The sequence below is a fragment of the Vibrio sp. KUL80 genome (assembly GCF_059725495.1).
The window spans coordinates 1,142,080-1,166,350 of sequence record NZ_AP045841.1 but is presented as its reverse complement, the minus strand read 5'-3'; the positions used below and the strand labels follow the sequence as shown (position 1 = coordinate 1,166,350).

Below are 24,271 nucleotides of genomic sequence, written 5' to 3'. Positions count from 1 at the left end.
GGCTGGTAAAATACTAGACTATTGTCATTCCACTGACCGTGCGCCTACGCAGGCAGGAATCTTCTCTAGGCTTGGTGCGTGCTTTAAGAATGCTCTATTAGAGGCATCAAAGACAAACACATACAAACTCGCACGGTGTGCGAGTTTACTTTTTGTACCAAAATAAAATTAACGCAAACGTTTGCGCAATCTTCGTGACAAACGGCGCAGTTATTGGTATAAAGCTCACGAAATTTAGAAACTCAATTCAGGAGAACATCATGGAACTGTCAGCATTGACTGCTGTTTCACCAGTAGACGGCCGTTACGGTAGTAAGACAACTGCACTTCGCAGCATCTTTAGTGAGTTTGGCCTACTAAAGTACCGCTCTATCGTTGAAATTCGTTGGTTGCAAAAACTAGCAGCAACGGATGCAATCAAAGAAGTTCCAGCATTCAGTGCAGAAGCTAACCAGTTTCTTGATGAGCTAGCAGCTAACTTCAGTGAAGAAGACGCAGCACGCATCAAAGAGATTGAGCGTACGACTAACCACGATGTTAAAGCGGTTGAATACTTCCTAAAAGAGAAAGTAGCGGGTGTACCTGAGCTTCACGCGGTAAACGAGTTCATTCACTTCGCATGTACTTCTGAAGACATCAACAACACTTCTCACGCCCTAATGCTTAAAGAAGCTCGTGACACTGTCGTTCTTCCTGAAATTCGCAACATCATCGATGCTATCAGCAAGCTTGCTGAAGAGTACCGTGATATTCCTCTGCTTTCTCGTACACACGGTCAGCCTGCATCTCCTTCTACTATGGGTAAAGAGATGGCAAACGTTGCTTACCGTATGGAGCGTCAATACAAGCAAATCGAAGCTGTAGAGATCCTAGGCAAAATTAATGGTGCGGTTGGTAACTACAACGCTCACCTATCGGCTTACCCAGAGCTAGACTGGCACAAGTTCAGCGAAGAGTTCATCACTGAGTCTCTTGGCGTAACTTGGAACCCATACACAACTCAGATCGAACCGCACGACTACATCGCCGAGCTATTCGATGCGATTGCACGTTTCAACACGATTCTAATCGACTTCGACCGTGACGTTTGGGGCTACATCGCTCTAGGTCACTTCAAGCAAAAAACTATCGCTGGTGAAATCGGTTCTTCAACGATGCCGCACAAAGTTAACCCAATCGACTTTGAAAACTCAGAAGGTAACCTAGGCCTCGCAAATGCTGTATTTGCTCACCTAGCACAGAAGCTACCTATCTCTCGCTGGCAGCGTGACCTAACAGATTCAACGGTTCTTCGTAACCTAGGTGTTGGCTGTGGCTACGCTATCATTGCTTACACTTCAACGCTTAAGGGTATCAGCAAACTAGAAGTGAACCGTGAAGCGCTTCTAGCTGAACTTGATCAAAACTGGGAAGTTCTAGCAGAGCCTGTACAAACAGTCATGCGTCGTTACGGTATCGAGAAGCCATACGAGAAGCTAAAAGAGTTGACTCGTGGTAAGCGTGTTGACGGCGAAGCAATGCGTAACTTCATCGACGGTCTAGAGCTTCCTGAAGCTGAAAAAGCACGTCTAAAAGAGATGACACCGGCGAACTATATCGGTCAAGCGATTGAGCTAACTGACAAGCTGTAAATCTCGATAGCTCTCCTTGGAGATAAGCTAGATTGAGTACAAAGTAAAGCGGCGGCGATAGTAATATCGCCGCCGCTTTTGTATCTGTTACATACGACCCACTTTGGACTAGCTACTGCTTTTGGAAGAAAAGAGTAATCGTTCCGACTTCCATACCAAACTTGCGAATGCTGGTTAGGTTAAAAAGATGCTTGTCGTCTTGACGGTACATCCAATCATCAAACGCTACGGTGTAAGTTGAGCCGTCAACTTCCAATTCAAAGTCATACTGCCAGCGAAGCGCATTGCCGACGACCTCTCCTTTGGCCTCTCCAATGATATCGTCAGCTCGGCCTTTGTATGTTCCATCTGCTAATCTGTCTATCGTCCAAATACGCTGATCGAGTTCTCCGTCGTCAAACACAAAGTCTTCCACTAGCGTAATCTGGTCGCCTTGCACCGTCCCGACAATGACCACCTCAAAGCGCCGAGTTTGTTTGTCGGTGTAGTCTTGTACCATGCCCCAAGCCTTAGTTTCCCCTTCAAAGTACTCAAACAAATTAAACTCGGGTGTAGAACCTTGGTAATCCTTTAAATCAGCACTGCAAGCGCTCAGCAATAGGACGAGAGGGGATATCAAGCATGTAGCCAACCACTGCACACGTTTCATTGTTGTTCCTTATTATCGGTTCATACCTATAAGCTGTGCTCTCAGCTTGGGATATTGAGTGTTATTGCCCAACCAAATTGACAGAAACCCATCATTAAGCGACTCATCTTCAATACGCCCAACTTTCTGCATAGGTTTCTCACTGTTTAGGTAGTAGAAACTGCCCGATGAACCGTCAGTCACATAAATAAGCTGATGGCCGTCTGCGACGCTCGGAAAAATGTCATACAGTTTGGCTATCCATCGACTGCGAGTTTCCTTGTCAATGCCCATTTTCTCCCATTGATCGAGCGTGGCTTCGAGTAGTTGCTCTCGGCTAATGTCACGCTGGTATTCAATGCGCAACGCGACTGGATGAGGTGACACGTCGCTACTCAATGCATACGTGCCTTGCGGCGCAAGCAGCTGCGAGCGATATATATCAAAAAAGAGCCAAGAGAGCTGAGCCTCGCCAACGACCTTCCACTGCCCCCAACCTTCATAACTCACGGGTCTATCGCTGGTTGCAGAGGCGCTGCCCACAGCCAACGCTAAACATAATCCAAGTAACCCTTTAGCTTTCATGACTCACCTTCCGCTCTGAGTATGTGCTCAATCGTAGAACAACAAACACGATGGCAACCCATTGCAGAAACAGTAGCGCCATCATTGTAAAAATAGAAAGGTGTGTATCCACAGCGCCGAGCTTAAACCCTGCAAAGTAGCTGAGCGCTCCTGCCACACCACCTATCATTACTACGATAGAAATCGGATAAGAAGTCAGAAAGCTAGCAAGAAAGTACGCATACCAAGCGAAAATGAGCCATAGTGCCACGAGCCAAATAGGTAACAGCGCCGCATCAAATACCAAAACGCCCGTGAGTGCATTCGCACTATCAACAACTAAACCAAGCCCAACAATGGCGCCCCAGATGGGTAGAGACAGATTGAGCTTGTTGAAGGTGGTCGCAACGGTAACCACGGCGAGAGCAAGTGCGAGCCACTGAAAGCGCTCTTGGCCAAAAACGGACAGCGCCCACATCAACTCGAACCAGGTACTCACTATCAACAACTTCCATCCACGAGTCATGACCACTCTACTCCACTTGGCTGCAGTTATTGGCCACGCTGAAACGTGATGTGAACGGTACTAATGCTCTTGGCTCTAAACCCGCCCTCGCAGTAGCAGAAGTAATAGCGCCACATTCTAATAAAGCGCTCGTCATAGCCGAGCTCACGGACTCGAGTGAGAGCGTTCTCAAAACGATGTCTCCAATCGACAAGCGTTTTGGCATAGTCTTGCCCGATATCAAATAGATCTCGAACAATAAGGTCAGTGTGCTTTGTGCTATTAGCAGTGAGCGCCGTTATCGATGGTAAAAAGCCGCCAGGGAAGATGTACTTTTGGATGAAATCTACATTATCAGAGTAATAGTCGTAGCGTTGATCTGCGATGGTTATGGCTTGAATCGCCATCAACCCCTTGGGTTTTAGCAGCGACTGGCATTTTTTAAGATACGACACGAGGAATTGCTTACCAACGGCTTCGATCATTTCAATCGAAACAAGTTTGTCGTATTGCCCCTCAAGCAAGCGGTAGTCTTGCTTGAGCAAGGTAATCTTATCTCCGAGCCCCTCTTTCTCAACTTGCTGCTGAGCGTACGCGTATTGCTCTTCCGAGATTGTCGTTGTCGTCACGTGACAGCCGTAATGCTTCGCCATATAAATCGCCATGCCGCCCCAGCCGGTTCCGATTTCGATCACTTGATCGCTCGGCTTGAGTTTTAGTTGCTGGCACAGACGCTCCATTTTATTGAGCTGCGCTTGCTCTAATGTATCAGTGTCTGCTTGGTAAATGCCTGACGAATATAACATTCTGTTATCCAAGAATGTTTCGTAAAGGCTGTTGCCTAAGTCGTAGTGTGCCTCGATGTTCTCTTTAGACTTGGTAACGGTATTTCTATTCACCCAGTGACCAAGTTTGTACATGATTTTAGTGAGCATGCTCGATTTGTCTTCGATGGAATCAAGAGCTGCGAGGTTAAGGGCCATCAGTTCCATCAGGGCTGATAGATCAGGGCTGTCCCACCAGTCATCCATATACGCTTCGCCAGCCGCAATACTCCCACCTTGGAGCAAACGTCGGTAGAAATCAGGGTGTTTGACTTCGATAACCGCAGCGGGTTCATTCGACCGAGGGGCTCCGAAGCGTTCTTCAACTTTTCGACAGCTGTCGCCACTGGTGGAGAAGCTTTCAATGATAGTAAGCGTACCGATTTCTAGTTTTTGTAAACAACCAAACGCGACACCCTTGGCTGTTTTTTGGATGCCGGTTAACGTTTTCGGTACGTCTAGTGACGTTGTTTGTAACATTGGAATTCTCCCTAATTCTTAGAATTCGATTGCTGCGAAAATTCTTTATTTCTATTACCTGGGTGGTCGTATATTGGTACTCCTTTGCGCCAAAGCTTAAACGCGTGCCAATAAATGCCTACCACTATTTTTACGGTAAGAATCGGCGTTTTGACCAGTTGCTTCATCAGCGAAGACGTATTAAACGGGTGTGCCTTCATCTGCAACGTTGCATCGAACACCTTATTGTCTTTGTGACAAGCCAAATGAACAAAGAGCTTATCTTTCAGAGGCTTGAGCTTCCATTGGTATGTTTGCTCTATTGGGTTAAAAGGAGACACATGAAAGGCTTTCTCATGCTGCCAGTTCTCGCTATTCAGCCCTTGCTCAGCATTAACTGCGTAATAGTGCCTCTCATTCCACGGTGTATTACTCACCTCAGCCAATAAATAGCGCCACTGCCCATGCTCGTCATATAAATAGTAGAAATTAACCGGACTAAAATACAACCCGAGGTAACGAAGGTGGCAGACAGCGATAACCTTGCCGTTAATTTTATCCCCAGTGAGTTCATGCACTTTATTTTGTACCGCTGTTTTTAAGTCGCCTTCACCGAGGTAGTCCTCACGCTTGAACCTGGCCCAATGCCACCAGCGCACACCGAAACCCCACACGTTTTTGCTCAGCATATCCAATTCATCGAGATCGATAGCAGGCATAAACAGCGGATAAGAGAGGCTGTGTTTGGTCGGCACAAAGCGCCGATGTCCAACCTCTCCAATCATTAGGCGACTAGCAAGCTCCATCAGGCAGCTCCTCTTGACAGCGCACCTTGTTCATTTTGAAGCGAAGCCTCTTCTTGAATACCACGTATAACGTCCAGCGCGCTTCTTACGCCATCTTCATGGAATCCGTTGTACCAATAGGCACCACAGAACCATGTATTTCGACATCCCCACAGCTCCTCGCGACGCTGCTGGGCGGAAATACTCTCGGTTGTGAATACCGGATGGCTGTAGTTAAAAGTCCTGAGGATTTTTGAAGGCTCGATCTTGGCTGCTGAGTTTAGCGATACACAGAAGGTAGACTCTGACTCAATATGCTGCAGAATGTTCATGTTGTAAGTGAGTGTCGGTAATCGCTGCTGCTCATCATCGCCGCCATCCAAGGCGTAATTCCAAGATGCCCACGCTGCTTTGCGTTTTGGTAACAAGCTAATATCGCGATGCAAGACGACTTCGTTTTGCTGATATTCCATCGCCCCTAAAATCTCTTTCTCGTCGTCTGAGTGCTCTTCAAGCATATTGAGCGCTTGGTCGCTATGACAAGCAAAGATAACTCTATCGAACTGTTCCGTAACGCCATTAGATGTCACTTTCACTCCCAACGAATCACGTTCCACTTTACTCACCGGAGAGTTCAAACGGATTCGATCCGCGAATCCTTTGGTGAGCGGGTCGATATAAGCTCTTGAACCACCTTCTATGACATACCACTGAGGGCGGTCTACGACGTCAAGTAGTCCGTGGTTTAAGAAAAATCTCAAGAAGAAACGAAGCGGAAACGAGCGCATGTCGGCCAGCGTCGATGACCAAATTGCAGCGCCCATTGGTAGGATATAGTTTTGGGTGAAATAATCTGAGAACTCGTTGGTCGTTAAAAACTCACCGAGAGTTTGCTCACTCAAGTTTGTATTGTCTGCGGAGGCTTTGGCGAGCTTATTAAAACGCAGTATCTCGAAGATAAACCGATAAAAGGTTGGACTGAGTAAGTTTCTCTTCTGAGCGAACAAAGTAGGTATGGTGTGCCCGTTGTACTCCAATCCATTCGATGCGTTTTTAACGCTGAAGCTCATTTGAGTCGGCACGCCTCTCACTCCAATCTCATTCATCATCTTAATGAAATTGGGATAGGTCCTGTCGTTGTACACAATGAAACCTGTGTCTACCGCATAGCCTTTGCCATCGACCTCCACATCAACAGTGGCCGTATGTCCACCAATGTAATCATTGGCTTCGTACAGGGTAATGTCATGGTCTTTATGTAGATAGTAGCCACACGTTAAGCCTGAAATTCCAGTTCCTACTATTGCTATTTTCATTGTTATTATCCTTGACCGTCTTAAAGAAGTTTACCTACCAACCTTGTTTGCCAACTGTAAGGTAATGCTGCAATTACCCTAAGTATTGAGGTAAACCGTTTTGGGAAATAGATCGTTTTTTGGCGCTTTTCGATGCCTTTTCGTATTGCCGATGATGCCTCTTCGGGCGTCACTATCATCGGCATATCAAAATCGTTTTTGTCTGTGAGCGGCGTTTTCACAAAGCCCGGGAATACGCAACTCAGCATGACTCCCTTTGATTTCCAATCTAACTGAAGTGTGCGGGTGATATAAGTGATTGCCGCTTTAGAAGCACCATAGGCCTCTGCTCTAGGGAGTGCGAGTTCACCCGCTATCGAACTCACAACGACGACATGGTGCTGCGCGTCGAGTCGCTCTTGAATCGCTTCCAAAACGTTCACGCTGCCTATCACGTTTACATTCATCACACGAGCGACAAGCTGTGCATCCAAAACGCCATCATCAATATATTCGCAGTCTCCTGCGTTGATAATCCACAGTGTTGGCGGCACTGCAAGTGAGCTCACAGCTTGTTTGACCTGAACTGAATCTGTGACATCAAAGCTAATCGTCGATACGTTCTCTCGCCCTGCTTTGACCTCCTCTAACTTGGTTTGTGAACGACCGCATGCGTAGACGTGGTGCCCTTGGGCAGCAAAGTCTTCAGCCAACTGCCGCCCAATGCCGGATGATGCGCCCGTGATAAACACTGCTTGGTGTGTCATAGAATCACTTCCCTAGCCTTTGCTTGATGTTTTTTATCACCGCGCCAAGAAGAGGTATGTTCTCGTACAGCATCTCTCCTAAGTCAAAGTAGTCGCGGTGATAAATAACGCGATCACCTTTAAAACGGATATGGCTGACACCGTTGACCTCAACAGGTTGCCCCCCGTTTAACTTCGGGTGCTTGAGTTTCATCGTCCAGGTCAGAAAGCCAGTGTCTTCTACCTGTTGGTGATGCTGAATGGAGAAGTCACATTGAATGACGTTAGTGTAGAGAGAATCAAAATATGCGGACAGTTGATCCCAGCCTTCGAAACGATGCGCTGAATCTTCAAATACCACATCCTTGTGATAGAGGTCTTCGAGCAAATACAGGTTGTCTTTGCTTAGTTTTTCATAAACCTCACTGACGGCTTCGATATTCATAACAACCCTTTGTTAGTTATACATTTGTTCTCGATGTACAAGTTAGTACACCTTAAAAGTTATACAAGTTTTTGCATTTTCAATTTTTGTATAACTATTACGGCGGGCTGTTTTGAAAAGATCAAAAAAAAGCTTGGAAAATTTTCCAAGCTTTTTAATGGGTTCGGTTTAATTAACGTCGTATCAGTACTGTTGGCTACGCAACGCGTCAATACGCTTTTCTAGTGGCGGGTGGCTCATAAGAAGCTCAGTCATGGAGCGCTTACCATTAATACCAAATGCCATCATTGAGCCTTCCAGTTGCGACTCTTGGCTCATCTTCAAACGCTCAAGCGCTGCAATCATCTTATGTTTACCAACAAGTTGCGCTGCACCCGCGTCTGCATGGAATTCTCTGTGTCGGCTGTACCACATAGTGATAAAGCTCGCTAGGAAGCCAAATACCAGCTCTAGTACCATAGATACACCGAAGTAAACCATCATGCTAGTGCCACCTTCTCCCTCTTCGTTAGAATTGTTTGAAGCAACGATGTTGGCAATAAAGCGCGACAGGAAGATAACGAAGGTGTTCACTACACCTTGCATTAGCGTCATAGTGACCATGTCACCATTCGCGATGTGGCTGACTTCGTGAGCAAGTACCGCCTCTGCTTCGTCTCTCGTCATGCTGTGCAACAGCCCTGATGAAACCGCAACCAATGAATCATCGCGTTTTGCACCTGTTGCAAACGCATTGATGTCAGGTGAGTCATAGATAGCGACCGTTGGCATGCCAATACCAGCTTGCTGAGCCTGACGCCCAACCGTTTCTAGCAACCAATGTTCAGTTTCATTACGTGGGCTTTCGATAACCATGCCGCCTACAGAGCGCAAAGCCATGCTCTTTGACATCATCAAAGAGATAAATGAACCACCGAAACCAAACACGGCGGCCATTATGAGTAACCCTGACAGGCTGCCTGGCTGCAAGCCTGTTGTCGCGTAGACGATATTGAGCACAACGCTCAACACCAATACCACGGCAAGGTTAGTCGCTAAAAAGAGTGCTATACGCTTCATTTACATTTCTCCAGATCAAGAAGCTCTATATTGTACAAATGCCTTTGTCATTGTTTTCGGGTTCATCACTCTACAAAGAGTTTGAGATCCAAGTGGCATTTTTCGAATCTAATATATACATAGTGTCGTAGTTTTGAAATTCAAGTTTAAGCTTTAAATTGCAACAAAGCATTAATCTTTTGACTACTTTATAGAGAATAACATCTTGATATCGCAAAGCTATTACAAAGACGCGACCAACGTGCTTCAAAGTGTACGTCAATTGAGCATTTTGATAGCGAATGTGAGACAGTGAAGTCTTAGACTTTAGTCTTATTGTGAGTATGACAACGACAAGATAAAGTCCACATAGTCCAAAGCCCATGTTGAAAAGGAAAATACCATGGTAGAAAACAACAACTTTCAGATGGCCATCGATCTACTGTGCTGCCACTTGGGAATCAGTGAAGATGAGGCTCGTGAGCAACTTGGTATCAGCGACATCAGTGACGTAGATACGCACATCATGGAAACCCAGTCCGCTTTAGTGGGTCTGTCTGAAGACAAGTAAGTACAGCATCTATTGAGTCGGGGCTGCGATTGTATCGCAGCCCCGATTTTTTTGTGTCTCACAGGTACAAAAAAAGCCTGACTTGAGCGACAAGTCAGGCTTTACGAGTTTAGTGCTTAAGACTCTTTCTTAGGCTTTTTGCGTTTGTCGGTAATTTCCCACTTACCGTCAACATAAAGGCCAGTCCATCCTGAAGGCTTACCTTCGATCTCTGAGCGGATGTAGTTCTCTTTCGTCTTACGGCTAAAACGAACGACCGTAGGACGACCATCAGGGTCCTCTGTAGGCGCTTCTGCTAGATAGACAAACTTCGGTGACAAACGCTCTTTAAAGCGTGCCAGCTCACTCACTAATGGAGCACGAGTCTCGCGAGATTTAGGGAAGTTACTCGCCGCCATGAACAGACCTGAAGCACCATCACGCAATACAAAGTACGCATCTGAGTTTTCACATGGCAACTCAGGGAAGTGCACAGGATCTTCTTTCGGAGGCGCGATCTCACCATTTTTTAGGATCTTACGAGTGTTCTTACAGTTTTCGTTTGTGCAATCCATGTACTTACCAAAACGGCCATTTTTAAGGACCATTTCAGAACCACATTTATCACACTCAACCGTCGGACCATCATAGCCCTTAACCTTAAATTCGCCGTGCTCAACAACATAGCCTTCACAGTTCGGGTTGTTACCACATACGTGAAGTTTGCGCTTGTCATCAATAAGGTACGCGTCCATCGCAGTTTCACAGATAGGACAGCGCTTCTTAGCGCGAAGTGCCGCAGTCTCAACGTCTTCTTCTAGAACATTGATGATGCCTTCTTCATCGCCAAGGTTGATCGTTGTTTTACAGCGCTCTTTTGGCGGCAGTGCGTAACCAGAACAACCAAGGAATACACCAGTAGATGCCGTGCGAATACCCATAGGGCGACCACATGTTGGACACTCAATATCAGTCTCAACAATATGGTTTGGCTTCATACCACCGTGGTCTTCATCCAATTCAGCTTTGCCAAGGTCGGTTGTGAACTCTTCGAAGAACTCATTTAGAACCTGCTTCCAATTGGTCTCACCTTCAGCGATTTGGTCGAGCCTCTGCTCCATACGAGCGGTGAAGTCGTAGTTCATCAAATCGGTAAAGCTGTCATCCAAACGGTCGGTAACAATCTCACCCATTTTCTCGGCGTAGAAACGGCGCTGCTCCACTTTCACATAGCCACGGTCTTGGATCGTAGAGATGATAGAAGCATAAGTAGAAGGACGACCAATACCGCGCTTTTCTAGCTCTTTAACCAAAGCAGCTTCCGTGAAGCGCGCTGGCGGCTTAGTAAAGTGCTGTTTTGGATCCAGTGCAACAAGGTCAAGCTTATCGCCTAGTTGTACTGCAGGAAGAATCGCGTCTTCATTCTTGCCCATTGGACGTTGAACACGAGTCCAACCATCAAACTTAAGAATACGGCCTTTCGCTTTAAGCGTGTAATCATCCGCCTTAACGCTGATTGTCGTTGAATCGTATTTTGCTGGTGTCATTTGACATGCAACAAACTGATTCCAAATCAACGCATACAGCTTATGAGCGTCCGCTTCCACGCCATTTAAGTCGTCAACTTTTACATTCACGTCAGATGGACGAATCGCTTCGTGCGCTTCTTGTGCACCTTCTTTACTACCGTAAAAGTTTGGTTTCGCCGGTAAGTATTCGCCGCCAAACTCACTATCGATAAAGCCGCGTACCGCGTCTACCGCTTCCGCACTCAAGTTTGTTGAGTCAGTACGCATGTAGGTGATGTAACCCGCTTCATAGAGTCGTTGAGCAAGCATCATGGTCTTTTTAACACCATAACCTAAGCGTGTACTTGCCGCTTGCTGGAGTGTCGACGTGATGTACGGTGCCGAAGGCTTGCTTTGCGTCGGACGATCTTCGCGTTTACAAACTTCATAAACCGCTTTATCTAACGTCGCGACAGCGGCTTGCGCCTCGGTTTCGTTGGCAGGCTTAAACGCTTTACCTTGCTTTTGAGCAACAAGTAAACGAAAGTCTGTTTTATCTGTTGTTTTGGTGTCGGCATGAATATCCCAGAACTCTTCAGGAATAAAAGCATTGATTTCACGCTCACGTTCAACCAATAGTTTTACTGCCACAGACTGTACTCGACCTGCAGACAAGCCTCTCGCTACTTTTTTCCATAGCAGAGGAGACACCATAAAGCCCACTACTCGGTCGAGGAAACGACGAGCTTGCTGAGCATTAACACCATCCATATTCAGCTCGCCAGGATCCTGGAACGCTTGCTGGATAGCATTTTTAGTAATTTCGTTAAAGACCACACGCTTGTATCGCTCTTCATCGCCACCGATGATCTCACGAAGGTGCCATGCGATAGCTTCTCCTTCGCGGTCCAAATCGGTTGCGAGATAAACGTGGTCAGCGTCTTTTGCAAGCTTTTGTAGCTCAGCCACTACCTTTTCTTTGCCAGGTAGTACTTGATAATTTGCCGCCCAATCGTCGTATGGGTTGATACCCATCTTTTTAATGAGTGCCTTACGGTCTTTTTCTTTTTTAATGCGTGCTTTTTCTTCAGCACTTAAGCCTTTGGTAGACACCGCTGCTGCTTTTTTACCTGTACTCTGACCGGCTGTCGGCAAATCACGTACGTGACCCACACTCGACTTAACAATAAAGTCTTTACCGAGGTACTTATTGATGGTTTTAGCTTTAGCAGGTGACTCCACTATAACTAGTGACTTTCCCATAATGACACTAACGTCCTATATCACATTGCGACATTTAATCGCACGATGTTCGAAATGTATGCTTCTTTTTTTACTATTGAGCGAGAACAAAAGAAGGTCAACCTGTTTTTTTACAATCAGACGCTAATTGGTCGACAAATGTCCGATTGAAACGGGCTCGCCATTTAAAAAATGGCGCAATATTAAACGTCATTTACCCAAGTTGACTAGCAACAATAATCAAAATTTGTGGCAAATCACAAATTGCTGCTAACTATAGCCGAGATATTTGTCCTTGCAAAATGTGTTGTCACTCATAAACTACGGCAAAAGCCATATATATAGAGGACATCAATATGTCACAAAGAAAGCCAATCTCTCAATTCGACCTTTTGTTGATTGCGAATCAGGTCATTCAAGAGCACGAAGACTTCATCGAAGGTATGCGTGCTGACAGCGTTGAAGAAAAAGACGGTGTATTAGTATTTAAGGGCAATTATTTCTTGGATGACAATGGTCTTCCAACTGAAAAAACAACGGCTGTATTCAACATGTTCAAATACTTAGCCCACCACCTTTCAAAAGAATTTACTGTCCAATAACGACTCAATAGATTAAAAAAAGCGCCCTATCTTACGAGAGGGCGCTTTTTATTATGACTGGCTTAGACCTTCTAGCTTGTCAAAGTAATCTGGGAATGTCTTTGACGTACACTTAGGGTCATTGATAGTCACAGGAGTGTCACTTAGCGCAACCAGTGAAAAACACATCGCCATGCGGTGGTCATCATAAGTATCAATCGCAGCGTGCTTCAGATCTGTCGTTGGCTCAACGATGATATAGTCTTCACCTTCTTCTACCGTAGCACCGACTTTACGCAGTTCAGTAGCCATGGCGGCCAAGCGATCCGTCTCTTTTACACGCCAGTTGTAAACATTACGGATAGCTGTCGTACCTTTGGCAAAAAGTGCTGTGGTCGCAATTGTCATCGCCGCATCCGGAATATGGTTATAGTCCATATCGATACCGACAAGTTCACCCTTGCGACATAAGATATAGTCATCACCCCATTCAATGTCCGCGCCCATCTTCTCAAGCGCATCTGCGAAATGGATATCGCCTTGTATGCTGTTTTTCCCAATACCCGTCACTTTAATCTCACCGCCCTTGATGGCTGCTGCCGCTAGGAAATATGAGGCAGATGATGCATCGCCTTCAACGAGGAATTGACCTGGTGATTGGTACTGTTGACCACTTTTGACAACGAAGTTCTGATAATCTTGGTTTTCAACTTCCACACCAAACTGCTTCATGATGTGTAGAGTGATATCAATATATGGCTTAGAAACCAACTCGCCAACAATCTCAATGGTAACGTCTGATTCAGCAAGTGGCGCTGACATCAAAAACGCAGTTAAAAACTGACTCGAAATTGAGCCATCTATTTTAACGTGACCGCCTTTCAGGCCCGTACCCTTGATATTAAGAGGTGGGTAGTTTTCATTCTCTAGATATGTGATGTCTGCACCTGCCTCTACAAGCGCATCAACCAAGTGACCGATTGGACGCTCTTTCATGCGAGGCTCGCCAGTCAAGACGAACTCACCTTTGCCTAAACAAAGTGCCGCGGCGAGTGGACGCATTGCTGTCCCCGCGTTACCCAGAAATAGCTCGGTTGAAGAGTCTACAGAAAAAGCCTTACCTAAACCTTTGACAACACATTGAGTTTTATCCGCAGATAACTGATACTCGACGCCCAGTTTAGTAAGGGCATTCAGCATGTGTCGAATGTCATCACTATCGAGCAAATTAGTTAGGGTAGTTGTACCCTCGGCTAGCGCAGCCAGCAGTAATGCACGATTGGAAACGCTTTTAGAACCAGGAAGATTCACCGTTCCTGAGACTTTCTGAATTGGTTGTAATGTTAAGCTTTCCATTGGGGTGTTTAATCCTTTGCTGATACTTCGGTCCTAACGTGAAGTATCCTCTATAATTCTTCGTACTGGCAGACTATCGAAAATAAAGAATGAGCGCCACCCCTAAAACCGCTAACGGCGGTTAAAAATCAGGCAAACGAGTACTAGCCAGCTAGTACAGCGAAAAATAAAGGAAATCAGAGCCTATTCCGTATGACCATATATCTTCCAGAACTAGACAGTCATGACCTAAGCTTCCCTTCGCCATTTGAGGCTTTAGATGAACCTAACGGTTTACTCGCTTTTGGTGGTGACCTGAGTCCGCAACGACTCATTAGTGCCTATAAGAGCGGCGTTTTTCCTTGGTTTGGACCCAATGAGCCTCTTTTGTGGTGGAGTCCTTCTCCGCGAGCCGTTTTCTTCCCAGAATCTTTCCAACCCTCGAAAAGCTTACGAAAATTCCAACGTAAGCACGGTTATCAGGTCACGATAAATAAAGATACGGCTTCGGTGATTGGGTTTTGCTCCAGTACTCGACCACTGGAAGAAACCTGGCTAAATGACGATATGCAAGCTGCATACATTGAACTCGCAAACCAAGGTCATTGTCACTCTGTCGAAGTATGGCAAAACCAGGAGTTAGTGGGCGGTCTCTATGGTCTTTCTATCGGGCAGGTATTTTGTGGCGAGTCCATGTTTTCTCTAGCAACCAATGCGTCCAAAATCGCCCTTTGGTATTTCTGTGAACACTTTACTTTGAGCGGAGGAAAGCTAATCGACTGCCAAGTCATGAACCCTCACCTGCAATCCCTCGGCGCGACAGAATTGGATCGAGTCTCATTCTTGGAAAAACTGTATCAATATCAACAATCCGCTGTCGAACGTTCCTGTTTTGAGCACCAGACGCTATCATTGCCTATAGAGAGGAGTGAGAGTAGATGAACATGGCCTTGCAACAAATTCGTATTGGACTGAGTCGACAGCAGCCTTGCAGTTATATTCCATCAAAGGAAGAACGTGTCGCGATCGTCCTTGAAAAGGAGATGCACAGCGGGGAAAACTTCGAAATGCTGCTCGCCAATGGCTTTCGCCGCAGTAGCAATACACTCTACAAGCCACAGTGCGACAAATGCCAAGCCTGCCAAGCTCTAAGGGTGGCAGTTCAAGACTTCAGCCCTTCAAAAAGTCAAAAACGACTATGGTCAAAAGGTAAACATCTGCGTTGGGAAATCCGCAATCAACTCGACGAAAAGTGGTTTGAACTCTATGCCAAATATATCGAAGGAAGGCACGCTTCTGGAAGCATGTATCCCCCTCGTGAAAAAGAGTTTTTTGAATTCGCCGATTGCACTTGGTTAACCATGCACTACCTTCACATCTATGACGGAGAAGATCTGGTTGCCATCGCTATTACGGATATACTTGAAAACAGCGCTAGTGCTTTCTACACCTTTTTTGACCCAGACTATGAGCTGTCATTAGGGACTTACGCGGTGTTGTGCCAGTTAGAATACTGTCGCCAGTACAACAAGCAGTGGCTCTACTTGGGCTATCAAATCGATGATTGCTCCGCTATGAACTACAAAACCCGCTTCCAACGTCATCAAAGGCTAGTAAATCAGCGTTGGCAAGGGTAGAATACACCGCAACTTTACATATTGAGATTTTAGCGGCACAATGCTCGCCGTTAAAAACGCCACATTTCGAAAGAGGATTAAATGGCTAAAGAAGACGTAATTGAGATGCAAGGCACTGTTCTTGATACTCTACCAAACACAATGTTCCGTGTTGAACTAGAAAACGGTCACGTAGTTACTGCACACATCTCTGGTAAGATGCGTAAAAACTACATCCGTATCCTTACTGGTGACAAAGTAACTGTAGAGATGACTCCATACGACCTATCTAAAGGCCGCATCGTCTTCCGCGCTCGTTAATCTACGATTGTCGAATGCAATAAAAAACGGAGCTCTCGGCTCCGTTTTTTATTGTGATCTCTACATCAGATACTAAAAAGCGTACCCGAATGGGTACGCTTTTTTATGGTTCATCGCGGCTTTCCGGGGAAAGCCGCTTTTATCTTTAGAAAGAAGTAATCGATATCTCGGTAACCGTAGCCCATTCGTTTGATTAACTTTATCTTGTTGTTTATCCCTTCTAGCGTACAGGTGTTGAGTGGGTACCTTGCAGAAGCAACTATGCCATGAAGGTACGGTTTGAGCTTTCTCGCGAAGTCCATTAGTGGTTTGATCCCGCTTTCTTGAACTTGCTCCCACCATATGTCCCACAAGCCTTCCGCTTCGCTCTCTGACTGGCACCGCCATAACTCTTTAAGCTGAGAGCCAAGTAAATACGTCACCATTAAGTCCTTGTTCATACTCAGTATCTCATTTAGATAACTCTCCTGCTTACTGTCTAAATTGCCTCTGTTTTTGAGGAGAACCCAGCGTGAACGTTTAATCCATTGACGTGCTTTCCTGTCTTGTTTAAGTCGATTAGCTTGGTCAACTCTGACTCTATCCATCACTTCTCGTCCAAATTTGGCGACTACATGGAATAAGTCGTACACAATGCGGGCGTTAGGACAATGCTGCTGCACTTCGAGGTCGAAAGCCGTATTCATATCCATCGCAACCGCTTCTATGTTCTGGCCATGCTTACCGAGTAACTCGAAAAAAGGACGGATATCTTTTCGGCTGCGTCCGACGCCTATCCAAAGTACTTGATGCGTCTTTGCATCCGCGATAACAGTGGCATAACGATGTCCCTTGAAGAGGGCAAACTCATCCATAACAAGCTGTCGCAGCTCCGCCCAGTTAACCTCTGGCACTACATTTTGCAGCCGGCGCTTATCTATCTCCTTGACGGTATGCCAATGAACACCCGTCATTTGGGAAATATGTTTGATAGGGAGAAGAGGCAGCAACTGTTCAATATAACTACGCAAGCGGTTAGTAAGACGGGCAAAAAGGTTCAAGCCAAGAAATAGATTCGGTTTTGATACCGCAGTCAGGGCACTTGATACGCCTTGTTTGTAGGTGCAGCTCGACAGGTACGCCAAGAATCATCGCTTCCTTAATGGTGCGCCACTGATAATCATGTATGGCTTGAACATGTTGCCCACATGCACATCGAGCAGTCGTACTGGGTTTGAGAGTAATCGTGATAAGAGAAGACGTTTGTACAGACTTTACGACATGAAAGCCTTCCCAGAACGATGATAGGAAAGTATTATTCGGCATGAAAACGGTAGTTTGTGCAAGGTTGTGTTTGGCGATGTAACCTTATCACTTACTACCGTTTTTGTTTTAAGTCCCCGCTAATCCGCGATGAACCTTTTTTATTTACTCTACGTGAGTATTAGTGATGCGCTTCAGCCGCTTCCTTTGAACCGATATATTCGAATGCGAGATCATCCTCTTCCAAAGACACTCGCACCGTTCCGCCATCAACTAAGCTACCAAACAACAGCTCGTTGGCCAGAGGCTTTTTGAGCTTGTCTTGGATGACACGACCCATTGGACGTGCCCCCATGGTCTTGTCGTAACCTTTGACAGCTAACCAGTCACGAGCTTCATCAGACACCTCCAGAGACACTCCGCGTGAATCTAGCTGCGCTTGCAGCTCAACAATAAACTTGTCGACCACTTGGTGAATGACAACATCATCTAAGCTGTTGAACCAGATGATACCGTCAAGGCGGTTACGGAACTCAGGCGTGAACACACGCTTAATCGCACCCATCGCGTCAGGTTTGTGGTCTTGCTGGATAAGGCCAATCGATTTCTTCTCTGTCTCGGTTACACCGGCATTACTGGTCATGACCAAAATGACATTTCGGAAATCGGCTTTGCGGCCATTGTTGTCCGTCAGCGTACCATTATCCATCACTTGCAACAGCAGGTTGAAGATATCTGGGTGAGCCTTCTCAATCTCATCGAGAAGAACGACAGAGTGCGGGTGTTTAATAACAGCATCAGTCAATAGACCGCCTTGGTCATAACCTACATAGCCCGGAGGTGCACCGATCAAACGGCTGACCGAATGTCTTTCGCCGTATTCAGACATATCAAAGCGAAGCAATTCGATGCCCAGCAGTTTCGACAGCTGAACGGTCACTTCAGTTTTACCTACCCCAGTAGGACCTGCGAACAAGAACGAACCTACAGGTTTATCCTCATTGCCAAGACCTGCGCGAGTCATCTTGATCGCTTCACTAAGCACATCGATCGCTTGGTCCTGTCCGAATACCAACATCTTCATCTTCTCGTCAAGATTCTGAAGAATGTCTTTGTCAGAAGAAGACACTGATTTCTCTGGGATCCTAGCCATCTTAGCGACCATAGCTTCAATATCCGCGACACCCACAGTTTTCTTGCGACGGCTGGCAGGAACCAAGCGGCTACGAGCACCAGCTTCATCGATTACATCAATGGCTTTGTCTGGAAGGTGACGCTCATTAATGTATTTAGCCGACAGCTCTACCGCAGCACGCAGTGCTTTGTTGGTATAACGTACTTCGTGGTGCTCTTCGTACTTAGGTTTCAAACCCATCAAAATCTTAGTGGTGTCATCTAAAGATGGTTCCACCACATCAATTTTCTGGAATCGACGAGACAGCGCGCGCTCTTTGTCAAAGATGTTGCTGTATTCTTGGTAGGTCGTCGAACCGATACAGCGCAATTTACCACTACTCAATAGAGGCTTAATCAAGTTAGCGGCGTCAACTTGACCACCAGACGCAGCACCTGCTCCTATGATGGTGTGAATTTCATCGATGAATAGGATGGCATCGTCTTCTTTCTCAAGCTGTTTCAGGATTGCCTTGAAGCGTTTCTCGAAGTCACCGCGATATTTGGTGCCCGCGAGAAGCGAACCGATATCCAGAGAATAGATAACGCTGTCTTTGATGACTTCAGGTACTTGACCTTCGACGATTCTCCACGCAAGCCCTTCTGCAATCGCCGTCTTACCAACACCCGCTTCACCCACTAATAATGGGTTGTTTTTACGACGTCGGCAAAGGACTTGGATTGTACGCTCTAGCTCTTTATCACGCCCAATGAGAGGGTCAATATTCCCCGCTTTTGCAACTTGGTTCAGGTTGGTTGCAAAGCTCTCTAAGCGGTCTTCGCTGTTCGCATCTTCAATGCTTTCGCTGCTACCGCCTAACGAACCACTAGAAGGCTCATCACCTGAAGGGCCGGCATTCTTCGTGATCCCGTGTGAGATAAAGTTAACAATGTCTAGGCGGCTAATGTCATTCTTCTTTAGAAGATAAGCCGCATGAGATTCCTGCTCGCTGAAAATGGCGACCAGAACGTTGGCACCGGTCACTTCACTGCGACCAGATGATTGAACATGGAAGACGGCACGCTGAAGTACTCGTTGGAAACTAAGCGTAGGCTGGGTTTCTCTTGTATCGTCAGAGTCTGGAATGAGCGGAGTGGTTTGATCGATGAAAATATCCAACTCATTACGCAACGTTTCTAGGTTAGCATTGCATGCTGTTAGGGCCTCTTTAGCCGAGTCATTTTCCAACAAAGCTAAAAGGAGATGCTCTACGGTCATGAATTCATGTCTTTTGTCGCGGGCACGAGCGAATGCACCGTTCAGACTCGATTCTAGTTCTTTATTCAGCATAAGTACCTCCTAAGGAATGGCAAGCGCCATTCAAGCGAAAATTAGGCTTTTTCCATGGTACACAAAAGTGGGTGTTCATGTTCCCTTGAATACATGGTCACTTGAGCAACTTTCGTTTCAGCAACTTCAGCAGTGTAGGTGCCACAGACGGCTTTACCTTCATAGTGTACAGCTAGCATCACCTGCGTTGCTTTATCCTCGTTGAGTGAAAAAAAGCGTTCCAAGATTTCTACAACAAAGTCCATCGGGGTGTAATCATCGTTATTGAGGATAACGTTATACAGCGCCGGTGGCTCAACCTTAGTTTTTTCTTTCTCCAATAAATCTGAGTCTGGAGTCACCCATTCAAAATTTTTACTCATGGCCAGATGTTCGAGAGTTTTCTTAAAAATTCATCACAATGTGACAGTATCTAGTCTAAGCTTCTCAGCCAAGTTGCTTTCAATCTGCCACTCGAAAAACATCTCTTATTAAGAGACTAATGCACCAATTGTATCGCTGCAAACAAAACAATGCTATTAGTGTGTGTCACATATGAGCCACGTTGAAAAAAGTTATCCTCCCTCCCCTCTAGCATACAGTAAGCCTATGTAAACAGAAGCGTTTCATTGCACATTTGTTAAAACCAAAGCGCATATGTATAGAATATGTAGTTATTTATACTAGTTTCCTATTGACTACGCTCAATGTTTGACTAGAGTGGTTAACTAGTGACTAAAATTTAACAAGTTTTGAATCAGTATTCCCCAGCGTATGGGAAATTTCTCACAGTGAACTCGCTAATTTTGGCTAGCCACTGGTGCTAAATACGATGGTTCGAGGCTAATAGTCTCATGAAGTCAGTAGATTTACCGAAGGTCAGTATCTTCTACCACAACTTCAGTTACAAAATGCATGAGGGATGTATAGCATGGCGACAGGTACAGTAAAATGGTTTAACAATGCCAAGGGATTTGGCTTTATTTGTCCAGAGGGTGAAGACGGCGATATTTTCGCGCACTACTCAACAATCAAAATGGATGGCTACCGCACTCTTAAAGCAGGGCAGCAAGTCAACTACGAAGTAGAAGAAGGGCCAAAGGGCTACCACGCGAGCTCGGTCACTCCGGTCGAAGGTGATTTAGCGAAGTAGTAAAGCACCACAAATCCAATCCAACGTTACACTAGAAGTACTGACCACAGGATTAAAAAAACCACCCGAAGGTGGTTTTTTTATGTCTAATCACTGTTAGCCGATAATGCTATTCAGCGTTGCGCTTGGGCGCATTAGTGAAGAAGCCTTCGCGTCATTCGGTTGATAGTAGCCGCCAAGATCACCTGCAACGCCTTGAGCGTTATTCAATTCAGAAACGATGATGCTTTCGTTAGACGCCAGTTGCTCGGCAATCGGTGCAAATTCTTCTGCTAATGCTGCATCTTCAGTTTGAACCGCGAGAGCTTGAGCCCAGTAAAGTGCTAGATAGTAGTGAGAACCACGGTTGTCTAGCTCACCCACTTTACGTGAAGGTGACTTGTTTTCGTCTAGGAACTTGCCTGTCGCTGAGTCTAGAGCTTTCGCGAGTATATTTGCTTTCTCTTTGCCAGAAACCACCGCTAGGTGCTCTAGAGAAGCAGCTAAGGCTAAGAACTCACCCAAAGAATCCCAACGTAGGTGGTTTTCTTTTTGTACTTGCTGAACGTGCTTAGGCGCAGAACCACCCGCACCGGTCTCAAACAGACCACCACCATTCATCAGTGGAACGATAGAAAGCATTTTTGCTGACGTACCCAGTTCTAGAATTGGGAACAAATCGGTTAGGTAGTCACGAAGTACGTTACCTGTTACCGAGATAGTGTCTAGACCTTCTTTAATACGTTCAAGCGAGAATAGTGTTGCTTCTAGCGGCGCCTTGATATGGATCTCTAGACCTGCTGTGTCGTGCTGAGGAAGGTACTGATTAACTTTCTTAATCAGCTCTGCATCGTGTGCACGATTTTCGTCTAGCCAGAACACAGCCGGTGTGCTTGAAGCGCGTGCACGTGTTACCGCCAACTTGACCCAGTCTTGAATCGGCGCGTCTTTCACCTGACACATACGGAAGATATCGCCTTCCTCAACGGATTGTTCAATAAGAACATTACCCTCTGCATCAACGACAGAAACCGTACCCGCATCACTCATAATAAAGGTTTTATCGTGAGAGCCGTACTCTTCTGCTTTTTGCGCCATCAAGCCCACGTTAGGTACGCTACCCATCGTCGTTGGATCGAACGCACCGTGCTGCTTACAGAAGTCGATAACCGCTTGATAGATGCTTGCGTAGCTGCGATCTGGGATCATCGCTTTCGTGTCTTTTTGCTTACCATCTGGACCCCACATCTGGCCAGAAGAGCGCAGCATTGCCGGCATCGATGCATCAACAATGATGTCACTAGGTACGTGCAGGTTAGTAATACCACGATCTGAATCAACCATAGCCAGTGGAGGCTGTGTCTCGTATACCGCTGCTAGATCAGCTTCAATTTCCGATTTCTGCGCTGCTGGCAGTGATGCAATCTTCGCATACACATCACCGATACCGTTATTGACATCAACGCCTAGCTCATCGAAAAGCTCGCCATGCTTGTCAAATACCGCTTTGTAGTAAACCTTAACGGCGTGACCAAAGATGACCGGGTCAGATACCTTCATCATGGTCGCTTTCATATGCAGAGAAAGTAGCACGTCTTGTTTCTTAGCGTCTTCTATTTGCTCTTCGAAGAACGCAACAAGGGCGTTTTTATTCATTACAGAAGCGTCAATGATTTCGCCTGCTTGCAATGCAACTTTTTCTTTAAGTACTTTTGTCTCACCTGCTGATGAAGTGAACTGAATCTTCACATCGGTTGCGCCTGTCGTCGTTACTGACTTTTCACTACCGAAGAAATCGCTATCAGACATGCTTGAAACATGAGACTTAGAATCTGATGCCCACGCGCCCATTGAGTGAGGATTTTTCTTTGCGTAATTTTTCACAGACAGTGGCGCGCGACGGTCTGAGTTACCTTCACGCAGTACTGGGTTTACAGCACTGCCTTTAATTTTGTCATAAACCGCTTTAACGGCTTCTTGCTCTGCATTTGCAGGCTCTTCCGGGTAATCTGGAAGATCATAGCCATTCGCTTGAAGTTCTTTGATAGCAGCTTGTAGCTGAGGAATCGATGCAGAGATGTTTGGTAGTTTAATGATGTTTGCTTCTGGTGTTTTGGCTAGTTCGCCAAGCTCTGCTAATGCATCACCAATGCGTTGTTCTTCTTTGAGATAGTCAGGGAAGTTGGCAATGATACGCCCTGCTAGTGAAATATCTCTTGTTTCAACATCAATACCTGAAGACGCGGTGAATGACTGAATGATCGGTAGCAATGAATATGTTGCCAGCGCTGGCGCTTCATCAGTAATGGTATAGATGATTGTCGGCTTTTCTGTAGGCATGAAATTTCCCTATCGTTCTAATCGGGCTGAGCACCCTTTATCAATTAACGCCTCCATTTGGACGGCGTAAACGTTTTGACTGGACACCAACTCGAGAGCAAACCTAAGACAACTGCAGATGAAAACTCATCGTTTTGGCGTAGTTTTGTTCAGTCAAACGAAATCCTAAGCACTTATAATTAAACAAAATTGGTCAATTAGTCTATTATCTTGTGCGTTATTCCTGTTTTTGAGCGCGCTCATGATAGCTCAAAACACCCGTAGACAAAACTAAACCACACAGTTCGTTTACATTTTTGCAAGGTAGTTAACATGACGATTAAAACAACGCGTAAGGGTTCCCAGCGTGTTTCGCGTTCTTCATCGAGTCAATTCAAACAAAAAAGTCATGGTCAAAGGGCGAATCAAAAACGTCGTTCAGGCAACTCAAAGCGGACCGAAAAGAAGCGACCTGCCCCAAGTGAAAGAAAAGTGATTCTGTTCAATAAGCCCTACGACACCTTAAGTCAGTTTACTGATGGCGAGGGAAGAAAAACGCTCGCAGACTACATCCCGATAAAAGATGTTTACGCCGCAGGCCGACTTGATCGCGATAGCGAAGGGTTAATGGTGCTGACTAACGATGGCGTCTTGCAGGCAAGATTGACGCAACCACAATCAAAGTCTGAGAAGACCTATTGGGTGCAAGTCGACGGTGATCCATCCGAAGCAGAGTTAGACAAGCTAAGAAGTGGCGTGACACTGAAAGATGGGCCTACACTGCCTGCCAAAATCGAACGCATGGACGCCCCTATGGTTTGGGAGCGACACCCTCCTGTGCGTTTTCGCGCTAATATCCCAACGACTTGGCTAAGTGTCACTATCATTGAAGGGCGAAATCGTCAGGTGCGCCGTATGACCGCACATATTGGTTTCCCAACGCTTAGATTAATTCGCGCGAAAATGGGGCGGTTCAGCCTAGATGAGTTGCAACCTGGCGAATGGAAAGAGATCCCTGTTACGCAGCTAGACTAAAAAAACGCCGCTGATTCCAGCGGCGTT

At 46.0% G+C, this 24,271-nt stretch carries 22 protein-coding genes and 1 pseudogene; 8 read left to right on the top strand and 15 right to left on the bottom strand.

What is annotated here, in order from left to right; translation table 11 throughout:
* Positions 1–260 precede the first annotated feature (260 nt).
* Positions 261–1,631, top strand: coding sequence for an adenylosuccinate lyase (purB, locus tag AC6I8U_RS05375; protein WP_128648469.1), 1,371 nt, complete (start codon positions 261–263; stop codon positions 1,629–1,631).
* A gap of 112 nt (positions 1,632–1,743) precedes the next feature.
* Here purB and AC6I8U_RS05370 read toward each other — a convergent pair whose 3' ends face one another.
* The 9 genes from AC6I8U_RS05370 to htpX form a co-directional block, all read right to left on the bottom strand.
* Positions 1,744–2,280, bottom strand: coding sequence for a DUF3833 domain-containing protein (locus AC6I8U_RS05370; RefSeq protein ID WP_498017924.1), 537 nt, complete (start codon positions 2,278–2,280; stop codon positions 1,744–1,746).
* Between the two features lie 12 nt (positions 2,281–2,292).
* The gene (locus AC6I8U_RS05365; RefSeq protein ID WP_498017923.1) at positions 2,293–2,844 is read right to left on the bottom strand and encodes a chalcone isomerase family protein; all 552 of its coding nucleotides are present in this window, start codon (positions 2,842–2,844) and stop codon (positions 2,293–2,295) included.
* Positions 2,834–3,322, bottom strand: a complete 489-nt coding sequence (locus AC6I8U_RS05360; RefSeq protein WP_498017922.1) for a DUF2878 domain-containing protein — start codon at positions 3,320–3,322, stop codon at positions 2,834–2,836. Before AC6I8U_RS05360 ends, AC6I8U_RS05365 begins: the two co-directional genes overlap by 11 nt.
* 53 nt (positions 3,323–3,375) lie before the next feature.
* Positions 3,376–4,632: a class I SAM-dependent methyltransferase gene (locus tag AC6I8U_RS05355; RefSeq protein ID WP_498017921.1), complete on the bottom strand. Its 1,257-nt coding sequence runs from the start codon at positions 4,630–4,632 to the stop codon at positions 3,376–3,378.
* An 11-nt stretch (positions 4,633–4,643) separates the two neighbouring features.
* Positions 4,644–5,417: a DUF1365 domain-containing protein gene (locus AC6I8U_RS05350; protein ID WP_498017920.1), complete on the bottom strand. Its 774-nt coding sequence runs from the start codon at positions 5,415–5,417 to the stop codon at positions 4,644–4,646.
* Positions 5,417–6,712 carry an NAD(P)/FAD-dependent oxidoreductase gene (locus AC6I8U_RS05345; RefSeq protein ID WP_498017919.1) on the bottom strand — a complete coding sequence of 432 codons (1,296 nt, stop codon included), beginning with the start codon at positions 6,710–6,712 and terminating at the stop codon, positions 5,417–5,419. Before AC6I8U_RS05345 ends, AC6I8U_RS05350 begins: the two co-directional genes overlap by 1 nt.
* A gap of 20 nt (positions 6,713–6,732) precedes the next feature.
* Complete coding sequence (locus AC6I8U_RS05340; protein ID WP_498017918.1) at positions 6,733–7,458, bottom strand: SDR family NAD(P)-dependent oxidoreductase; 726 nt, start codon at positions 7,456–7,458, stop codon at positions 6,733–6,735.
* A gap of 4 nt (positions 7,459–7,462) precedes the next feature.
* A complete protein-coding gene (locus tag AC6I8U_RS05335; RefSeq protein WP_042476828.1) occupies positions 7,463–7,882 on the bottom strand; it encodes a nuclear transport factor 2 family protein in 420 nt (139 codons plus the stop codon).
* Between the two features lie 183 nt (positions 7,883–8,065).
* Positions 8,066–8,941, bottom strand: a complete 876-nt coding sequence (gene htpX / locus AC6I8U_RS05330; RefSeq protein ID WP_128648447.1) for a protease HtpX — start codon at positions 8,939–8,941, stop codon at positions 8,066–8,068.
* Positions 8,942–9,323: 382 nt separating this feature from the next.
* Between htpX and AC6I8U_RS05325 the strand changes: the two genes are divergently transcribed.
* On the top strand, positions 9,324–9,491 hold the full coding sequence (locus AC6I8U_RS05325; protein ID WP_128648446.1) for a hypothetical protein: 168 nt from the start codon (positions 9,324–9,326) through the stop codon (positions 9,489–9,491).
* A gap of 116 nt (positions 9,492–9,607) precedes the next feature.
* On the opposite strand, the gene topA is transcribed toward AC6I8U_RS05325, so the two are convergent.
* Positions 9,608–12,241: a type I DNA topoisomerase gene (gene topA, locus AC6I8U_RS05320; protein ID WP_234495541.1), complete on the bottom strand. Its 2,634-nt coding sequence runs from the start codon at positions 12,239–12,241 to the stop codon at positions 9,608–9,610.
* Between the two features lie 335 nt (positions 12,242–12,576).
* Here topA and AC6I8U_RS05315 point away from each other — a divergent pair, with 335 nt between their 5' ends.
* On the top strand, positions 12,577–12,822 hold the full coding sequence (locus AC6I8U_RS05315) for a YciN family protein (protein WP_498017917.1): 246 nt from the start codon (positions 12,577–12,579) through the stop codon (positions 12,820–12,822).
* Between the two features lie 51 nt (positions 12,823–12,873).
* Here AC6I8U_RS05315 and aroA read toward each other — a convergent pair whose 3' ends face one another.
* The gene (aroA, locus tag AC6I8U_RS05310; protein ID WP_394151636.1) at positions 12,874–14,157 is read right to left on the bottom strand and encodes a 3-phosphoshikimate 1-carboxyvinyltransferase; all 1,284 of its coding nucleotides are present in this window, start codon (positions 14,155–14,157) and stop codon (positions 12,874–12,876) included.
* Positions 14,158–14,349: 192 nt separating this feature from the next.
* Here aroA and aat point away from each other — a divergent pair, with 192 nt between their 5' ends.
* The 3 genes from aat to infA all read left to right on the top strand — a co-directional run bounded on the left by aat (position 14,350) and on the right by infA (position 16,073).
* Positions 14,350–15,078, top strand: a complete 729-nt coding sequence (gene aat, locus AC6I8U_RS05305) for a leucyl/phenylalanyl-tRNA--protein transferase (RefSeq protein WP_234495538.1) — start codon at positions 14,350–14,352, stop codon at positions 15,076–15,078.
* On the top strand, positions 15,075–15,773 hold the full coding sequence (locus AC6I8U_RS05300) for an arginyltransferase (protein WP_498017916.1): 699 nt from the start codon (positions 15,075–15,077) through the stop codon (positions 15,771–15,773). The genes aat and AC6I8U_RS05300 overlap by 4 nt, the downstream gene beginning before the upstream one ends.
* An 81-nt stretch (positions 15,774–15,854) precedes the next feature.
* Positions 15,855–16,073, top strand: a complete 219-nt coding sequence (gene infA / locus AC6I8U_RS05295) for a translation initiation factor IF-1 (protein ID WP_001040192.1) — start codon at positions 15,855–15,857, stop codon at positions 16,071–16,073.
* Between the two features lie 110 nt (positions 16,074–16,183).
* Here the strand turns inward: infA and AC6I8U_RS05290 are convergent.
* The 3 genes and pseudogenes from AC6I8U_RS05290 to clpS form a co-directional block, all read right to left on the bottom strand.
* Positions 16,184–17,378 (bottom strand): annotated as a pseudogene (locus AC6I8U_RS05290) (ISL3 family transposase).
* Positions 17,379–17,496: 118 nt separating this feature from the next.
* Positions 17,497–19,779, bottom strand: coding sequence for an ATP-dependent Clp protease ATP-binding subunit ClpA (gene clpA, locus AC6I8U_RS05285; RefSeq protein ID WP_042476817.1), 2,283 nt, complete (start codon positions 19,777–19,779; stop codon positions 17,497–17,499).
* A 41-nt stretch (positions 19,780–19,820) separates the two neighbouring features.
* The gene (clpS, locus tag AC6I8U_RS05280) at positions 19,821–20,141 is read right to left on the bottom strand and encodes an ATP-dependent Clp protease adapter ClpS (RefSeq protein ID WP_042476814.1); all 321 of its coding nucleotides are present in this window, start codon (positions 20,139–20,141) and stop codon (positions 19,821–19,823) included.
* A 548-nt stretch (positions 20,142–20,689) separates the two neighbouring features.
* Here clpS and cspD point away from each other — a divergent pair.
* Positions 20,690–20,911: a cold shock domain-containing protein CspD gene (gene cspD / locus AC6I8U_RS05275; RefSeq protein WP_042476908.1), complete on the top strand. Its 222-nt coding sequence runs from the start codon at positions 20,690–20,692 to the stop codon at positions 20,909–20,911.
* Between the two features lie 96 nt (positions 20,912–21,007).
* Here cspD and AC6I8U_RS05270 read toward each other — a convergent pair whose 3' ends face one another.
* Positions 21,008–23,230, bottom strand: coding sequence for an NADP-dependent isocitrate dehydrogenase (locus tag AC6I8U_RS05270; protein WP_498017915.1), 2,223 nt, complete (start codon positions 23,228–23,230; stop codon positions 21,008–21,010).
* Between the two features lie 312 nt (positions 23,231–23,542).
* Here AC6I8U_RS05270 and AC6I8U_RS05265 point away from each other — a divergent pair, with 312 nt between their 5' ends.
* Positions 23,543–24,244, top strand: a complete 702-nt coding sequence (locus AC6I8U_RS05265) for a pseudouridine synthase (RefSeq protein ID WP_498017914.1) — start codon at positions 23,543–23,545, stop codon at positions 24,242–24,244.
* Positions 24,245–24,271: the final 27 nt, after the last annotated feature.

What these genes read in the sequence shown, in the direction of transcription:
- AC6I8U_RS05350 (WP_498017920.1), bottom strand. Translation starts at nt 5,417, where the DNA reads ATGGAGCTTGCTAGTCGCCTAATGATTGGAGAGGTTGGACATCGGCGC.
- AC6I8U_RS05270 (WP_498017915.1), bottom strand. Translation starts at nt 23,230, where the DNA reads ATGCCTACAGAAAAGCCGACAATCATCTATACCATTACTGATGAAGCG.
- AC6I8U_RS05340 (WP_498017918.1), bottom strand. Translation starts at nt 7,458, where the DNA reads ATGACACACCAAGCAGTGTTTATCACGGGCGCATCATCCGGCATTGGG.
- purB (WP_128648469.1), top strand. Translation starts at nt 261, where the DNA reads ATGGAACTGTCAGCATTGACTGCTGTTTCACCAGTAGACGGCCGTTAC.
- AC6I8U_RS05335 (WP_042476828.1), bottom strand. Translation starts at nt 7,882, where the DNA reads ATGAATATCGAAGCCGTCAGTGAGGTTTATGAAAAACTAAGCAAAGAC.
- cspD (WP_042476908.1), top strand. Translation starts at nt 20,690, where the DNA reads ATGGCGACAGGTACAGTAAAATGGTTTAACAATGCCAAGGGATTTGGC.
- infA (WP_001040192.1), top strand. Translation starts at nt 15,855, where the DNA reads ATGGCTAAAGAAGACGTAATTGAGATGCAAGGCACTGTTCTTGATACT.
- clpS (WP_042476814.1), bottom strand. Translation starts at nt 20,141, where the DNA reads ATGAGTAAAAATTTTGAATGGGTGACTCCAGACTCAGATTTATTGGAG.
- AC6I8U_RS05265 (WP_498017914.1), top strand. Translation starts at nt 23,543, where the DNA reads ATGACGATTAAAACAACGCGTAAGGGTTCCCAGCGTGTTTCGCGTTCT.
- AC6I8U_RS05300 (WP_498017916.1), top strand. Translation starts at nt 15,075, where the DNA reads ATGAACATGGCCTTGCAACAAATTCGTATTGGACTGAGTCGACAGCAG.
- clpA (WP_042476817.1), bottom strand. Translation starts at nt 19,779, where the DNA reads ATGCTGAATAAAGAACTAGAATCGAGTCTGAACGGTGCATTCGCTCGT.
- aroA (WP_394151636.1), bottom strand. Translation starts at nt 14,157, where the DNA reads ATGGAAAGCTTAACATTACAACCAATTCAGAAAGTCTCAGGAACGGTG.
- AC6I8U_RS05370 (WP_498017924.1), bottom strand. Translation starts at nt 2,280, where the DNA reads ATGAAACGTGTGCAGTGGTTGGCTACATGCTTGATATCCCCTCTCGTC.
- AC6I8U_RS05315 (WP_498017917.1), top strand. Translation starts at nt 12,577, where the DNA reads ATGTCACAAAGAAAGCCAATCTCTCAATTCGACCTTTTGTTGATTGCG.
- aat (WP_234495538.1), top strand. Translation starts at nt 14,350, where the DNA reads ATGACCATATATCTTCCAGAACTAGACAGTCATGACCTAAGCTTCCCT.
- AC6I8U_RS05325 (WP_128648446.1), top strand. Translation starts at nt 9,324, where the DNA reads ATGGTAGAAAACAACAACTTTCAGATGGCCATCGATCTACTGTGCTGC.
- AC6I8U_RS05365 (WP_498017923.1), bottom strand. Translation starts at nt 2,844, where the DNA reads ATGAAAGCTAAAGGGTTACTTGGATTATGTTTAGCGTTGGCTGTGGGC.
- AC6I8U_RS05355 (WP_498017921.1), bottom strand. Translation starts at nt 4,632, where the DNA reads ATGTTACAAACAACGTCACTAGACGTACCGAAAACGTTAACCGGCATC.
- topA (WP_234495541.1), bottom strand. Translation starts at nt 12,241, where the DNA reads ATGGGAAAGTCACTAGTTATAGTGGAGTCACCTGCTAAAGCTAAAACC.
- htpX (WP_128648447.1), bottom strand. Translation starts at nt 8,941, where the DNA reads ATGAAGCGTATAGCACTCTTTTTAGCGACTAACCTTGCCGTGGTATTG.
- AC6I8U_RS05345 (WP_498017919.1), bottom strand. Translation starts at nt 6,712, where the DNA reads ATGAAAATAGCAATAGTAGGAACTGGAATTTCAGGCTTAACGTGTGGC.